The sequence below is a fragment of the Jannaschia maritima genome, assembly GCF_030973515.1.
Lineage (GTDB): Bacteria > Pseudomonadota > Alphaproteobacteria > Rhodobacterales > Rhodobacteraceae > Jannaschia > Jannaschia maritima.
The window spans coordinates 1-14,937 of the sequence record NZ_JARGZA010000034.1 but is presented as its reverse complement, the minus strand read 5'-3'; the positions used below and the strand labels follow the sequence as shown (position 1 = coordinate 14,937).

At 70.5% G+C, this 14,937-nt stretch carries 14 protein-coding genes and 1 tRNA gene; 5 read left to right on the top strand and 10 right to left on the bottom strand.

Annotated features, from left to right (window positions below; translation table 11 throughout):
* Window positions 1–163: 163 nt before the first annotated feature.
* Window positions 164–1,207 (top strand): tRNA 2-selenouridine(34) synthase MnmH, encoded by a 1,044-nt coding sequence (gene mnmH / locus P0084_RS18290; RefSeq protein WP_308918330.1) that lies wholly within the window; start codon window positions 164–166, stop codon window positions 1,205–1,207.
* Here the strand turns inward: mnmH and selD are convergent.
* From selD to P0084_RS18240, 10 genes are all read right to left on the bottom strand, one after another.
* The gene (gene selD / locus P0084_RS18285; RefSeq protein ID WP_308918329.1) at window positions 1,204–3,366 is read right to left on the bottom strand and encodes a selenide, water dikinase SelD; all 2,163 of its coding nucleotides are present in this window, start codon (window positions 3,364–3,366) and stop codon (window positions 1,204–1,206) included. The genes mnmH and selD overlap by 4 nt on opposite strands.
* A gap of 83 nt (window positions 3,367–3,449) precedes the next feature.
* Window positions 3,450–4,142 (bottom strand): D-lyxose/D-mannose family sugar isomerase, encoded by a 693-nt coding sequence (locus P0084_RS18280; RefSeq protein WP_308918328.1) that lies wholly within the window; start codon window positions 4,140–4,142, stop codon window positions 3,450–3,452.
* A gap of 30 nt (window positions 4,143–4,172) precedes the next feature.
* On the bottom strand, window positions 4,173–4,850 hold the full coding sequence (locus tag P0084_RS18275) for a DUF1045 domain-containing protein (RefSeq protein ID WP_308918327.1): 678 nt from the start codon (window positions 4,848–4,850) through the stop codon (window positions 4,173–4,175).
* Entirely contained in the window at window positions 4,837–6,333 is a 1,497-nt protein-coding gene (locus tag P0084_RS18270) for an AMP-binding protein (protein ID WP_308918326.1), read from the bottom strand. The genes P0084_RS18275 and P0084_RS18270 overlap by 14 nt, the downstream gene beginning before the upstream one ends.
* Entirely contained in the window at window positions 6,330–7,733 is a 1,404-nt protein-coding gene (gene sauS / locus P0084_RS18265) for an acylating sulfoacetaldehyde dehydrogenase (RefSeq protein WP_308918325.1), read from the bottom strand. Before sauS ends, P0084_RS18270 begins: the two co-directional genes overlap by 4 nt.
* Window positions 7,734–7,785: 52 nt before the next feature.
* Window positions 7,786–8,751 carry a tripartite tricarboxylate transporter substrate binding protein gene (locus P0084_RS18260; RefSeq protein ID WP_308918324.1) on the bottom strand — a complete coding sequence of 322 codons (966 nt, stop codon included), beginning with the start codon at window positions 8,749–8,751 and terminating at the stop codon, window positions 7,786–7,788.
* A 40-nt stretch (window positions 8,752–8,791) separates the two neighbouring features.
* Window positions 8,792–9,256, bottom strand: a complete 465-nt coding sequence (locus tag P0084_RS18255) for a tripartite tricarboxylate transporter TctB family protein (RefSeq protein WP_308918323.1) — start codon at window positions 9,254–9,256, stop codon at window positions 8,792–8,794.
* Window positions 9,253–10,773 (bottom strand): tripartite tricarboxylate transporter permease, encoded by a 1,521-nt coding sequence (locus P0084_RS18250; protein WP_374213711.1) that lies wholly within the window; start codon window positions 10,771–10,773, stop codon window positions 9,253–9,255. The genes P0084_RS18255 and P0084_RS18250 overlap by 4 nt, the downstream gene beginning before the upstream one ends.
* 276 nt (window positions 10,774–11,049) lie before the next feature.
* Window positions 11,050–11,124 (bottom strand) — tRNA-Gln (locus tag P0084_RS18245).
* Window positions 11,125–11,181: 57 nt separating this feature from the next.
* A complete protein-coding gene (locus tag P0084_RS18240) occupies window positions 11,182–12,351 on the bottom strand; it encodes a deoxyguanosinetriphosphate triphosphohydrolase (protein ID WP_308918322.1) in 1,170 nt (389 codons plus the stop codon).
* A gap of 78 nt (window positions 12,352–12,429) precedes the next feature.
* On the opposite strand from P0084_RS18240, the gene P0084_RS18235 reads away from it, so the two are divergent.
* The 4 genes from P0084_RS18235 to ccmC all read left to right on the top strand — a co-directional run bounded on the left by P0084_RS18235 (window position 12,430) and on the right by ccmC (window position 14,881).
* Window positions 12,430–12,753: a HesB/IscA family protein gene (locus P0084_RS18235; protein WP_308918331.1), complete on the top strand. Its 324-nt coding sequence runs from the start codon at window positions 12,430–12,432 to the stop codon at window positions 12,751–12,753.
* A gap of 61 nt (window positions 12,754–12,814) precedes the next feature.
* Complete coding sequence (gene ccmA / locus P0084_RS18230) at window positions 12,815–13,447, top strand: heme ABC exporter ATP-binding protein CcmA (RefSeq protein ID WP_308918321.1); 633 nt, start codon at window positions 12,815–12,817, stop codon at window positions 13,445–13,447.
* Window positions 13,444–14,100 carry a heme exporter protein CcmB gene (gene ccmB / locus P0084_RS18225; RefSeq protein WP_308918320.1) on the top strand — a complete coding sequence of 219 codons (657 nt, stop codon included), beginning with the start codon at window positions 13,444–13,446 and terminating at the stop codon, window positions 14,098–14,100. The genes ccmA and ccmB overlap by 4 nt, the downstream gene beginning before the upstream one ends.
* A gap of 52 nt (window positions 14,101–14,152) precedes the next feature.
* Entirely contained in the window at window positions 14,153–14,881 is a 729-nt protein-coding gene (ccmC, locus tag P0084_RS18220) for a heme ABC transporter permease CcmC (protein WP_308918319.1), read from the top strand.
* Window positions 14,882–14,937: the final 56 nt, after the last annotated feature.

Genomic DNA, 14,937 nt, shown 5'->3' with positions numbered 1-14,937 from the left:
GCCCAGGATGGGAAGTCGGCGGAACCAATCGGGGATGGGACTCATGATGCCCCACTCCGTCACCGACACGGGACCGTCGGGGGATCACTGGCAAGGCCCCGTCCGGATTCCAAGACCCGGCGTGCGATTGGCCCGAACCGGGACATGCCGTATGGGCGGGACCATGTCCTTCGCCCTTCCCGCGTTTCCCGACCTCGGCGCCCTGCCATTCGACGACGTCGTCGATGTCCGCGCCCCGTCCGAGTACGCGGAGGATCACATTCCCGGCGCAATCAACCTGCCCGTCCTGTCGGACGCCGAACGCGCGAGGGTGGGCACGATCTACGTCCGCCAGGATCGGTTCCTCGCCCGCAAGGTCGGAGCAGCCCTGGTGTCCCGGAACGCCGCGTGTCACCTCGAAGGCCCGCTCGCGGACCGTGATGGATCGTGGCGTCCGCTGATCTATTGTTGGCGGGGCGGACAGAGATCGGGCAGCTTCGCGACGATCCTGTCGCAGGTCGGCTGGCGGGTGGAGGTCTTGGACGGCGGCTATCGAAGCTATCGCCGGGCGGTGAAGACCGCGCTCTACGATACGGCATTTCCTTGTCCGGTCATCGTGATCGACGGGGGGACGGGGACGGCGAAGACGCGCCTGTTGAACCATCTCGCCGCCGCGGGGGCGCAGGTGCTGGACCTCGAAGGGTTGGCCGACCACAGGGGGTCGAACTTCGGCGGATGGGGGCGAGACCAACCCTCGCAGAAGATGTTCGAATCGCGCCTCCTGCGGCGGATCGCCGAGCTCGATCCCGTCCGTCCCGTCTTCGTCGAAGCGGAAAGCAACGCGATCGGACGCATCCTGCTGCCTCCCTCGCTCTGGCGCGCGATGGGCGAAGCCGATGCCGTCCGCCTGACCGCCCCCCTCGCCGCCCGCGCACGGCACCTGATCGACGCGTATCCCGACCTCACGGCGGATGCCGACCGGCTGGCCGCGCGCATCGACGCGCTGCGGCCCTATCGACCGCGTGATCTGGTGGAGGGTTGGCACGACCTTGCCCGGGCGGGCGACTTCGCGGCACTGTGCGAAGGGCTGATCGAGCATCACTACGACCCGGCCTATGCGCGGGGCCGCAAGCCGCGACCGACCGTCTTGGCGGTCGCGATGGAACACTTGGACGAGGCGACCTTGGCGCGCACGGCGGCGCGCATCGTCGACGGGATCGGCAGTTAGGACCCCGGACGGAGGGCCAGACGCAGACCAGCCCCCTCCTCGAACGATCCGATCACGGAGGCCGGGTGACCGACCGCCCGCAGGCGCGCGACGAGGTCACGGGCACTGTCGGCCTCGACCGCCGCGAGGAACCCCCCCGCCGTCTGGGGATCGTGCAGGAGGATGGAGCGTGGATCGTCCCCCGCCCCCGCGACCGGGGCGGCCCGCCGGTTCGCGGTCCAGATCGTGGACCGCAGGCCTTGCGCCGCCAGCCCCTCGGCGCCGTCGTGGAAGCGCAATGCGTCCGGATTCATCGACGCCCCGACACCGGACGCCTGGCATAGATTCGCCAGATGTCCGGCCAGCCCGAACCCCGTGACGTCCGTCAGGGCGTGGGCGTCCATCAGGATCGAGGCCGCATCCCCCTGCGGCCGTTGCAGCAAGTCGAGCAGAGCGGCCAGGTCGCGCCCCGATGCCAGGCCCCGCATCGCGCCCGCCAGGATCACGCCCGCGCCCAGGGGTCGGGTCAGGACGATCGCGTCGCCCGCCCGTGCCCCGTGGTGGCCCAGGGGGGGACGGTCGCACAGGCCCGTGATCGTGAAGCCGAACGTCGCCTCCGCGCCCATCGTGCTGTGGCCGCCCACGAGGGCCGCACCGGTCCCGGCGACCTCCTCCGCCAGCGCGGCCATGACCTGGTCCATCCACCGCGCCTGCAACGCCTCCATCATGTGGGGCAGCGTCAGGGATGCGAGGACGGCCTGCGGTTCCGCCCCCATCGCCTGCACGTCGCCCAGCGCGTGATGGAACGCGATGCGGACCATCACGACGGGATCGTCGGCGAACGCACGCAGATGGTCCGTCGTGACGACTTGGACCCCTCCGCCGACCGACAGGATCGCCGCATCGTCGCCCGGTCCGGACAGGATGTCGTCGCGTCGCGGGCGCGGCAATCGGGCCAGCGCGCGAGCCAGGACGCCCGACGCGACCTTCGACCCGCAAGCCCCGCAAAGGGGTTCGATCGCATCGACCCCGACCGACCGAGGCGTGTCCGGCGTCATGCGGGGCAGGTCCGTCAGGCGGTCCATGAACGACCGATCGATGCGATCCTTCACGCGCCAGAGCCACGGCCCCCGCAAGGTCACACGCCCCTTCTCCGCCACCGCGTCCCTCCCGCCGAGGGAGACCAACTTCAGATACGTGCGCTGCGGACGGAAGCGACGCATGGGGCTGCTGGTCAGTGCGGCGCAAAGGTTCGCGTGCAGGATGGGCGCCGCGCGAACGGCGAAGACGCCGGCCTTCGGACGGGCTGCGTGGGTCAGGTTCACGCAGTCGCCGGCCGCGAACAGGTCGTCCCTCCCCACGACCCCGAGGGTGCCGTTCACATCGACGTATCCGTCCGTCACCGGCAGCCCGGATGCCGCCAGCCAACCGTGGGGCCGTGCGCCGGCCGCGCCCACGGTCAGGTCCGATGCGACCCTGTCCCCATCCGCCAGGACGACCGCATCGGCCTCGATACGATCGACCGCGATGCCCCCCCGGACGACGATGCCCAGCTTCTCCATACGGTCCGCGACGATCGCCGCCGCCTTGCGTCCCATCCCGGACACGCCCGGACCCCGTTCCAGTACCGTGACCACCGCCGAACGCCCCGCGGCGCGCAAGGCATGCGCCATCGCCATCGCCAGTTCCGCGCCGGCCACGCCGCCGCCGATCACGGCCACGCGGCCGGGCCCTTCCGAAACGTCCAGAAACGCCCGCCACCGCCTCGCGAAGGGTCCGAGGGGCTTCGCCGCGATCGCATGATCCGCGAACCCGGGCACATCTGGCATGTCCGACGTGATCCCCACGTCGATCGATGCGACGTCATAGGCGACCGGCGCCCGCCCCGGCACCGTCACGCACCGCGTCTCCGCATCGATGCCCGTCACGGCGCCATCGATCAGCGTCGCGCCAGCGAACCGGCAGAGGCGGTGGAGGTCGATCTCCAACTCGTCGCGCCGATAATGGCCGGCGACGTATCCCGGTAGCATTCCGGTATATGGTGCGACGGGACCCGGGTTCACCACGGTCAGCCGGACCCCCGGCAGGGGCGCCATGCCCCAACGGCGCAGGACGAGGGCATGCGCATGGCCGCCGCCGATCAGCAGCAGGTCGCGCGTCAGCATGGGGGTCGTCTGCATCGGTCGAAGTCCCGTCGTGGTGCCCGGCCGTCTGCCGACTAGGCCATCGCGCGCCGATTGGCCCGTGAACGATCCGTGATCCGCTACGCCGCCGGAAGGAGGGAGGCGTAGTCGCTGACGAGCAGATGGACCGGTGCCTCGTCCTCCTCCACCGCCGCGAAGCGACCGATCGGATCGCGGAACACGTTGTCCGTCTCGTCGTCGTTGACGGTGCTGACCTCGCCGATCAGGACGTCGCCGTCCTCGCCCCAGAACGCATGCCAGTCGCCCGGCATCAGCGTCACGCTTTCCCCCGGAGCCAATCGAAGCTTGTCGCCGGGGGCGAAGTTGCGACGGATGCCATCGCACCAGACCGTGCCGCCCCGGTCTTCGGCGAACCGCCCCGCGTCGTCGGAGCCGAACAACTCGACGACGAGCGTCGCGCCCCCGCGATTGATGATGTCCTCCGCCTTCACGACGTGGGTATGCATGGGAGACAGTTGATCCCGCTTCGAGATCAGCAGCTTCTCGGCATAGCACATGCCGCCCCCGCGCCCCAGATCCTCCAGCCGGCCGTTGCGCAGCGTGAACAGGAACAACCCCATCCGGTCATACGCGCCCGCCCCGTAATCCGTCACGTCCCAGCCGCAGCGCGCTTCGATCACGGCGCGGGCCCGTTCCGCGTTCTCGCGGAACGCATCGGGGGACCAGTGCGCGAACGGCGGCAGCACGAAGCCGTGACGGCGGATCATGTCGTGCCCCTCGGCGATCAGTTCGTTGATGCGCGACCGTTTCATGTGTCCCCCGGGAAGTATGTCCCGCCGGTCCTACAATGTCGTGTCGGCAGGTGGAACGGGCCGCCCCGACAGGGGCACGTCCGCGATGCGATGGAAGCGGCCGTCCCGGTCCTCCCCCACGAGGGTGAGAGCGCGGATCCGGTGAGGGCCGGACGCGGCGGCGAACGCCGCCTTTGCACGGTCCATCGCACCCGCATCCGGATCGGGACCGGCAAGGGTCAGGTGCAGGTCGAACCGGTCCATCACGTGGGGATAGCCCCAGCGGATCAGCAGGGCGTCCTGTTCGGGCGTCAAGCCGGCGGCCCGGCGGCGGTCCAGCTCCCCGACGCTCGGCGGTCGGCGAAGGCCGTCGGTGGCCCGGACCACGGCAGCGGCCAAGGCGGAGGGATTGCGGTCCGGGATCAGGGCCAGATGCCGTCCGACCCGCCGTACCGTCAGTCTCCCCAGATCGAAGGGCGACCACCGCGCGGCCACCGTTCGGATCGCAGCCAGCATGTCCGCCCGCCCCACCCCGTCGGCCAATCGGAACGGCGCACGGATCGTCGCGTGGAACCCGTATCGCGCCGGGCCCGCAGCCGCCGGATCGCCCGCCGACACCGCGCGACCCATCCGCGCGTCCCAGCCCAGCCACGATGCGCCCGCATCACCAAGCGGACCGTCCGGCAGCCAATAGACCGCGTAGCGCCGCCAGCCGTCAGTCGCCGGCATCCAACAGGTCGCACAGCTTCAACCGCTGGATCTTTCCCGAGGGTCCCTTGGGCAGTTCGGGCAGAACGTGGATCCGGTCCGGCGCCTTGAACGGGCCCAGGCGGTCCCGGCAAAGCGCGACGAGCCCGTCCGGCGTCGCGGATGCGCCGTCCCGCAGCGCGACCGCAGCTTCCACGCGTTCGCCATAGCGCGCGCAGGGGCGGGCGAAGGCGGCGGCCTCGACCACGTCCGCATCGGAATAGAGCACCTCGTCCACCTCGCGCGGCGCGATGTTCTCGCCACCCTTGATGATGAGCTCCTTCAGCCGTCCGGTCACGAAGACGTAGCCGTCCGCGTCCATCCGCCCCAGATCGCCGGTCCGCAGCCAGTCGCCCGCGAAGGTCGCCGTCGTCGCATCGGGATCGTGCAGGTACTCGCGCATGACGTTCGGACCCCGGACCGCGATCTCCCCCTCCTGACCCCGCGACGCCTCGGTCAGATCGTCCCGAAGGATCCGGACCTCGCAGCCGAAGCCGATGCCGGGGGAGCCGACCTTGCGTGTTCCCGGCGGCAGGGGGTTCGACAGGATCTGGGCCGCCGTCTCGGTCAGGCCCATCGTCTCGACGATCGGGATGCGGAAGCGGGCCTCGAACGCCCCCTGCGTCTCGACCGCCAGGGCCGACGATGCCGACCGTCCGAACCGGATACGGTCCACCGTGGCGGTATCCGGTTCGGCGGGCCCGTGCAGCAGGTGGCTCACGATCGTGGGGACCGCACTGAACCAGGTCACGCCCGCCCGCCCCGCCTGGTCCCAGAATTGCCCGGCCGAGAACCGCGCAACGACGGCCAGCGACCCGCCGGACACGAGCGCGCCCATCACCGTCACGCACAGCCCGTTGATGTGATAGATCGGCAGGATGCAGAACCCCCGGTCCTCGGGTCCCAACCCGTGCGCCACAGCACTGGTCCAGCCCCCGGCGAGCAGGCTGGCATGGGAATGGACCACGCCCTTGGGTCGCCCCGTCGTGCCGCTCGTGTACATCAGCAGCGCATGGTCGTCCGGGTCCAGCGGGTGCAGTTCGCCCGCCCCGTCGAGGTCGCTCCGCACCGTCCGCAATCCGTCGGGCGCCACGGCGGCGATACCCTCCGCATGGTCCGGATGCACGAACGCGACCCGCGCGCCCGAATGGTCCAACGCGTATCCGATCGCGTCCGGCCCGGCGGCCAGGTTCACCATCGTCGCCCGGAATCCACCGTACAGCGCCCCATAGAGCGCGATCAGTCCGTCCCGCCCGTTGGGATGGACGATGGCGACCGACTCCCCCTTGGCGATGCCCTCCGCCGCAAGTCCCCGGCCGATCCGCGCGGCCTCGACCCGCAAGTCGAACCAGGTCAGATCTTCCCCCATCTCGGGGAACACCGCGGCGGTGCCGCCCTGCGCGGCACGGTGGTCCAACCAGTCCCGCACCGTGCCCCGGGGCGGCGCGTTCCGGTCCAGGATCACCGCCCGACCTCCGCCCAGTAACGCGCGAAGACCTCCTCCACCGAAGGCTCGCGGGCGGGGATCTCGCGCACGATCTTTGTGGTCTGTATGAAGTCCCGCCAATGCAGGTTGTGGTCGATCGAGTTGCCGCCCCAGGATCCGCAGCCCATCGACAGGCTGAACGGCATCCCGTTCGTGAACGATCCTCCGGTGGCGAAGGTATGGGCCTGGTTCACGATCACGCGGCTGGTCGGGATGGAACGCGCCAGGACCATCGGGCGGTCCGGATCGGTGCTGTGGATGCCGACCGAATGGCCCGCGCCCTGGTGGGCCTGCAGTTCGCCGACGATCCGAACGGCGTCGTCGAAGTCGCGCGCCCGGTAGAGGGCCAGCACGCGGCTCAGCTTTTCGCCCGACAGGGGATGGGCCGGACCGATGCCCCGGGTCTCGACCGCGACGAAGCGGGTGCCGTCCGGCACCCGTCCCGCCAGGCCGAGCGCGTCGATCAGGACGTCCGCGTCCTTTGCGACGGCGCGCGGGTTCAACCTGCCGCCCGGCCAGAGGGCCGCGACGACGGAGGCATCGTCGGAAACGGTCGCCCCACCCACCGCTGCCATGGCTTCGACGAACGCGTCATACGCGGCATTCACCACGACGACCGCGTTCTCGGACGAGCACGAGGTGGCGTTGTCGAAGCACTTGCTGTCGGCGATCTTCGCCGCCGCATCCCCCAGGTCCGCCGTCTCGTCCACGATCACCGCGACGTTGCCCGCCCCCACCGCCAGGGCCGGGGTCCCGGAGGTATAGGCACGGCGCACGTTGTTCTGGCTGCCCGTGACGACAATCGTGTCCGCGACCTCCAACAGGCGCTGGGTCCGTTCCTTGGACCCACGGCCCGGAACCATCTGGACCAGGTCGGGGTCGATCCCGGCCTTCGCGAACTCCGCATGGACGTATCCGAGAAGCGCCTCGCAGGTCGGGACGCCCTTGGGCGACGGGGACACGACGATGGCATTGCCGCATTTCAAGGCGTTGACGACGTTGTTGGCCGGCGTGGCGCCGGGATTGGTGGACGGCACCACGGCGCCGATGACGCCCAGGGGGCGGGCGATCTCCGTGATCCCGGTCTCGGGATCGTCGCGGACCACGCCGAAGGTCTTCGCCCCGGCGAGATCGCGCATCAGGCCCAGGGTCTTGCGATGGTTCTTGGTGACCTTGTCGGGGACGTTGCCCAGCCCGGTGGTTCGCACCGCCAACTCGGCCAGCGTCCGATTGCGCTCGGGTTCCATGATCGCCCAGGCCGCCGCCGCGGCCGCCCGGTCATACAACTCCTGCGAGCCGTCGCGTTCGTAACGCCGCTGCGCGGCTCGGGCGCGGGCCACGATGGCGTCGATCTCAGCCAGGTCGTCGTGGGCGTTCATGCGGCGATCCCCCATCGGGCAGGCGGGACCGGTGCGGCCCCGCCCGGTGGCGTTACAGATCGGCCAGCAGGGCTTCCAGCGTCTCCTGCCGGTCGGACCACATCTGCTGCACCTCGTCCCGGGTCATGATCTCCATCGGCGAGCCGCCCGCTTCCATGCGGGACTGGACGCGCGCGTTCTCGAACATGGCCGGCACGATCTCGGCCAGACGGTCGATGATGGGCTGGGGCGTGCCCGCGGGCACCATCACGCCGCGATAGTTCACCGACGCGTCGTCGATCTCGTAGCCCTGCTCCTGCATCGTCGGCACGTCGGGCAGGAAGTCGGACCGTTCCGTGTCGAAGACGCCGAGGATCTTCACGGTCCCCGCCTCCTGCGCGCGGAACGCGTCGGACAGATTGTTCACTCCGCCCATCACCTCGCCCGCGATGACGGCGCGCATGGCCCCCGCGCCGCCGGAATTGTTCGGGATATAGGCCAGCTCGACGCCGGCGGCCTTTTCGAGCTGCAAGGCCGCGATGTGGTGGCCCACGAACAGTCCCGCGCCGCTGAACGTCAGACCGCCGGGGTTCGCCTCGGCGAAGGCGATCACGTCCTCCATGCTGTCGAACTCGCTGTCCGCCGCGACGACGAACACCGCCGGATCCGCGCCCCAGTTGGCAATGGGCTCGAAGTCGTCCGCCGAATAGCTGACGCCGCCCTCGATCGATTGCGCGATGAAGTGCGGCACGTTGTAGGCCCCCAGCGTGTAGCCGTCGGCCTCCGCCTGGGTGGCCAGCCAGTTCCAACCGACGCGCCCGCCCGCGCCGGGGCGGTTCACGATGGCGATGGGCATGCCCAGCGCGTCCTCGTTGCCCGCCGTCATGGTGACGATGCGCGCCTGGAAGTCCGTCGCTCCGCCCGCGCCGTAGCTGACCATCAGCATGACCGGCCGGTCCGGATAGCTGTCGTGCCCGTCGGCCCCTGCGCCCGTGGCGGCGATCAGGCCCGCTGCGATCCCTGCGATGAATGTCTTCATGGTCTTCCCTCCCGTTTGTCCCTGCCCCGCCTCCCGCGGGTCAGAAGAACACCTCCCGCGGGGTGAACACGTTCAGCACCCCCGCGAACAATCCGTACATCACCGCAACGAACCCCGCCGTGATGGCGATGCGCTTCGCCCACGTGCCCGCGCGACCGTGCGGCGCGGGGTCGTAGAGGACAAGCAATATCAACACGGTGAGGGCCGTCGCCGTATAGAAGCCGATCGCCTGCGCCGCCCAGAAGACGTAGACCAGGGTGACGACGAGCCCCGGGGCCAGTTGGCGCACCGCCTGCCCCGACAGGCCGGCGCCGACCTTCGTCCGCCCGGTCAGGGCCTTCAGGAAGGTCCAGACCGCCAGCACGGCGAACACGGTGGCGATCAGGCGGGGAAACACGAACGCGGCCGCGGGTTCCTGTGTCCAGCTGATCCACGCGACCGACAGGCCGACGGCGGCGATGATCCCGCTCGCGACGACGTGTTGGCTGCGCGGCAGGTCCGTCATGCCAGCATCTCCTCCTTGGAGGTGTACCGGCGCGACCGGACCTCCATCCAGGCGGAATAGCCGACGGATCCCGCCACGATAGCGATCAGGACCCAGTTCATCCAGCCCGTGAAGAAGTAGTTCCACACGCCCACGGTCGCGTTCGCGATCATGCTGCCCTGGATGAAGTTGGCCTCCGCGATGGGACCCAGGATCAGGCCCAGGACCAGCGGCGCGGCGGAGAAGCCGAAGCGTTCCAGGAAATACATCCCGATCCCGAGCGTCGCCATCACGTACACGTCGCCCATGGAGTGCTGCACCGAATAGCTGCCGAACACCGCGAGGCCCAGCACGACGGCGGCCATGACGCCGTGGGGCACCTTGGCGACCTTGGCGGCCAATCCCGCGATCAGCAGGCCGAACATGCACATCAGGACCTGCCCCACGAGCATCGAGTTGATGAAGGGCCAGACCACCTGCGGGTAGTTGGTGAACAGTTGCGGACCAGGGAAGATGCCGTGGATCAGCAGGCCCCCGAGCAGCACCGCGGCCGTGGGGGACCCGGGGATCGACAGGGTCAGCAGCGGCACGAGCGACGGGCCGACCATGGCGTTGTTCGCGCTCTCCGCGGCGATGATGCCTTCGGGATGGCCGGTTCCGAACTTGCTGGATTCGCGCGAGAACTTCTTCGATTGGTCATAGGCCACGAGCCCCGCGATCTGTCCGCCCACGCCGGGGATCAGGCCGATCACGGACCCGATCGCGGTGCCGATGGCCAGGGGCGCCTTTCGGCCCAGCAGCTCGCGCAGGGCGGAGCCGATGGGATGGCGGCGGACGGCGATGACCTCCGCCCCCGGATCGGTGCGGCCGCGCGCGAACATGGCGATCACCTGGGGGATCGCGAACAGGCCGATCAGGGCTGGGATGACGTTGATGCCGCCCGCCACGGCGTCGTGGAAGATGAACCGCTGCGCCCCCATGATGTCGTCGAAGCCGATCGTGGCCAGCCAAAGGCCGATGCAGCCGGACAGCAAGCCCTTCACGACGCTGGACGAATCCAGTGTCCCGATCACCGTGACGCCCAGGATGGCCAACCAGAACAGCTCCGACGGCCCGAAGGCCAGGGCCCAGCCTGCCAGGACGGGGGTCAGGAAGATCAACAGCATCACCCCGAACACGCCGCCCACGGCGCTGGCCAGGAACGACAGTTGCAGGGCGCGGGCGCCTTCGCCGTTCTTCGCCATCGCGTGTCCGTCGAGCGTGGTGGCGATGTTCGCCGGCGCGCCCGGGATCTTCAGGAGGATGGCGCTGACGGCCCCGCCCGCGACGGTGGAGGTATAGGCGGCGCCCAGCAGGATGAGGCCCTGCTGCGGTTCCAGGCGGAAGGTGAAGGGGATCATCAGGGCGACCGTCATGGTCGGCGACAGGCCGGGCGTGGCGCCCAGGATCAGCCCGAATACCGTTCCGAACAGCAGGAGCGCGAAGCTGACCGGGGCGAAGACGTCGCCCATGTAGAACAGGAAGTCCAAACCGCGCATCCCTCCCCGATGTCGGTCGGAGCGACGGTAACGGGTCGCCGTGTCGTTGCAATCCCCGATTCCCGTCGCGTCGTGGAATCAGGGACCCGACCGTTCGCAGGGGACGCCCCCCATGCACCCCCCGTGCATACGCGGCAGCGCCGTCCTGCATCGCCCACGGCATCCGAGGCCGCTTCGGTCGGCGGCGGCATCCGATGGCCCGCCCAGACAGGTCCCGTATTCGGCGTCGGCCGATACCGGACGCCGTCGTTTCGATCTCGGAGATATCGGGAGGACTGGCTGGGGTGGTAGGATTCGAACCTACGGTACACGGTACCAAAAACCGCTGCCTTACCGCTTGGCTACACCCCAACCGTGCGGCGGGGGATAGGGCAGCGGGGCGGGCATCGCAACCCAAAACCGCAGGGGTCAGGACAGGCCTGGAACGCCCCCCAGCAGGCGGGCGTGGGACTGGATGGCGAAGCGGTCCGTCATGCCCGCGATGTAGTCGCACACGAACCGCGCGAGCGCCGCCTCGCCTTCGGCCTCCGCCGTCGCGATCTCGTTGCGCCAGTGCTTGGGCAGTTCCTCCGGGTTGGTCAGGAAGAAGTCGAACAGCTCGTCCGTCACCTGGGTCACGCGGGCGCGCATGGCGACCACGCGGGGGGCGCGGTACATGCGCTGGAACAGGAAGGCACGCATGACCTTCAGGTCGGCCCAGACGGGGTCGGAGAAGCGCACCACCATGTGGCCCGCGGCCCGGACGTCGTCGGGGCCGGCCGGGTCCAGCGCCGCCAGGGCCCCGCGGGCGTTCGCCAGCACGTCCTCCACCAGGACCCCGAAGTAGCGGCGCAGCGCCTCGTGCCGCTTGCGATAGGACGGGATGCCGGGGTGGTCCCGGTCGGCGGCGGCATAGCAGGGGCCGACCAGGGGCATCTCGCGCAGCTCCGCGTCGGTGAACAGCCCGGCGCGCAGGCCGTCGTGCAGGTCGTGGTGCGAATACGCGATGTCGTCGGACAGGGCCGCGACCTGCGCTTCGGCGCCCGCATGGGTGTGCAGCGCCAGGTCGTGGACCGCGTCGTATTCGGCGATGGCATGGGGGTGCGGCGCGGGCACGGGGCCGTTGTGCTTTGCGATCCCCTCCAGCGTCTCCCAGGTCAGGTTCAGGCCGTCCCAATCGGCATAGTGGCGTTCGAGGCGGGTGACGACGCGGATGGCTTGGGCGTTGTGGTCGAACCCGCCGAAGGGGGCCATCCTGCGCGCCAGCGCCTCCTCGCCGGTATGGCCGAAGGGGGTGTGGCCCAGGTCGTGGGCGAGCGCGACCGATTCGGCCAGCTCCTCCTCCAGCCCCAGCGCCTTGGAGATCGTTCGCGCGACCTGCGCGACCTCGATCGAATGGGTCAGCCGGGTGCGGTAATGGTCGCCCTCGTGTTCCACGAAGACCTGCGTCTTGTGCTTCAGCCGGCGGAACGCGCCGCAATGCACGATGCGGTCGCGGTCGCGCTGGAACGCGCTGCGATGCTGGCTGGGCGGTTCGGGATGGAGGCGGCCGCGGCTGGCGGCGGGGTCGCAGGCATAGGGCGCGCGGGGCGGGAACATGGCACTTCACTTGCGACGTCTGTGACCCCGCATATATGCCGTTAAGCTGCGATTTACACCGAAGGCGCCGCCATGGACCTGACCCTGCCCCCCCGCGTCACGCCCCGCGCGTTCGAACGCCTGGCCGAGATCGGCGCCGCCGCCGAGGGCAAGGCCCTGCGCGTGGCCGTCGAAGGGGGCGGATGCAGCGGGTTCCAGTACGCCATCGCGCTGGACGCGCCGGCGGGCGACGACACCGTGCTCGAAGGCGCGGGCGAGCGGGTCGTCGTGGACCCCACCTCGCTGCCCTTCCTGGGTGGCGCGACCATCGACTTCACGGAGGAACTGGTGGGATCGCGCTTCACGGTCGATAACCCGAACGCCGCCTCGTCCTGCGGCTGCGGGGTCAGCTTCGCGATGTGACGCGGGGCTGCGGCGGGCGGGCGCGGTGGCCAACGGGCCCGGGCCGCGCTAACCCGCGCGGATGGACTGGGGCGTCACTGATCTGACCTGCCGGCGGGGCGCGCGCGACGTCCTGACGGGCGTGACCTTCCGCGTGGGCGCGGGCCGGGCCGTGCGGCTGACGGGCCCCAACGGATCGGGCAAGACGACGCTGTTGCGCACCCTGGCCGGGCTGGCCCCGCCCCCGCGCGGCACGGTGGACGCACCGCCCGACGCCTTCGCCTTCGCGGGACACGCCGACGGCCTGAAGGGGCAGCTGACGGTGGGGGAGAACCTGCGCTTCTGGGCGGGCGTCTTCGGCGCCGATCCGGGCACGGTGGAGGAGGCGCTGGACGCCTTCGCCCTGCGCCCCCTGGCCGGACGGCGGGCGGCCGACCTGTCGGCGGGGCAGACGCGGCGCGCGGGGCTGGCCCGCCTGTTAGTGACCGGACGCCCCGTCTGGCTGTTGGACGAGCCGACCGTGTCGCTCGACGCCGCGTCGGTCGAAGCGTTCGGGACGCGGGTCGCGCGGCATCTGGCCGGCGGGGGGTCCGCGCTGATCGCGACCCACGTCGCTTTGGGTCTGCCCGGCACGCAGGCGCTGGACGTCGCGGCCTTCGCCCAGGCGGTCGGTGCGTCGGTCGCGGATGCGGCCTTCGCGGACGCCATCGAATGATCGGGCTGGTCCGGCGCGACCTGACGCTGGCCCTGCGCGCGGGCGGGGGCGCGGGGCTGGCGCTGGTCTTCTTCCTGACCTTCGTGACCCTGACCGCGCTGGGCGTGGGGCCGCGCGCGGACGTCCTGGCCCCCGTCGCGCCCGGGATCCTGTGGCTGGGCGCGGTGCTGGCCTGCCTGCTGTCGCTGGACCGCCTGTTCGCGCTCGACGCGGAGGACGGGACGCTGGACCTGCTCCTGACCGCGCCCCTGCCGGCGGAGGGGACGGCGGCGGCGAAGGCGGCGGCGCATTGGCTGACCACCGGGGCGCCCCTGACCGTCGCCGCCCCCGTCCTGGCGCCGCTGTTGTTCCTGCCCGGCCCGGCCGTGCCCTGGCTGGTCGCGTCGCTGGCGCTGGGCACGCCGGCGCTTTCGATGATCGGCACGTTCGGCGCGGCGCTGACGGTCGGGCTGAAGCGGGGATCGCTCCTGCTGTCACTTCTGGTCCTGCCGCTATGCATCCCCACGCTCGTCTTCGGGGCCGACGTGGTCCGCCGGGCGGCGGCGGGGCTGGACCCGTCGACGCCCCTGGCACTGCTGGGCGCCGTGACGCTGGCGGCGCTGGCGGGCCTGCCCTTCGCGGCGGCCGCGGCACTTCGCATCAACCTGCGGTGAGGGGTCCCGCGGGCGGTTGCGGCCCCCTGCCCGGCCCCATAGGTTCCGCGCCATGTCGCTTTGGGAATACGCCAACCCGCGGAAGTTCATGGCCCTGTCGGGCCGCGTCCTGCCATGGGCCTGGGGCCTGGCGGCGGCCCTGTGCGGCGTCGGTCTGGTCTGGGGGTTCTTCTTCACGCCGGAGGACTTCCGCATGGGGCATTCGGTGAAGATCATCTATCTTCACGTGCCCAGCGCGTTCCTCGCCATCAACGCCTGGTTCATGATGCTCGTCGCGTCGCTGATCTGGCTGATCCGACGGCACCACGTCAGCGCCCTGGCCGCGCGCGCCGCCGCGCCCGTGGGGCTGGTGATGACCGTCGTGGCCCTGGCGACGGGGGCGATCTGGGGCAAGCCGATGTGGGGGACGTATTGGGAATGGGACCCGCGCCTGACGGCGTTCCTGATCCTGGCACTGTTCTATCTGGGCTACATAGCACTTTGGTCGGCGGTCGAATCCCCCGACGGGGCGGCCGACCTGACCGCGATCCTGTGCCTCGTGGGGACGGTCTTCGCGGTCGTGTCGCGCTACGCCGCACAGTTCTGGAACCAGGGCCTGCATCAGGGCGCGTCGCTGTCGCTCGACGCGGAGGAGAACATATCCGACGTGTTCTGGCAGCCGCTGGTGCTGACCATGGCGGGGTTCGTCGCCCTGTTCGTGGCGCTGGTGCTGGTGCGCACGCGCACCGAGTTGCGCCGCCGCCGCCTGCAAGCCCTGACCGTGCAGGCGCAGGCTGCATGATCGACCTGGGCAAGTACGCGAACGACATCCTGCTGGCCTATGGCGTGTCGGGCGTC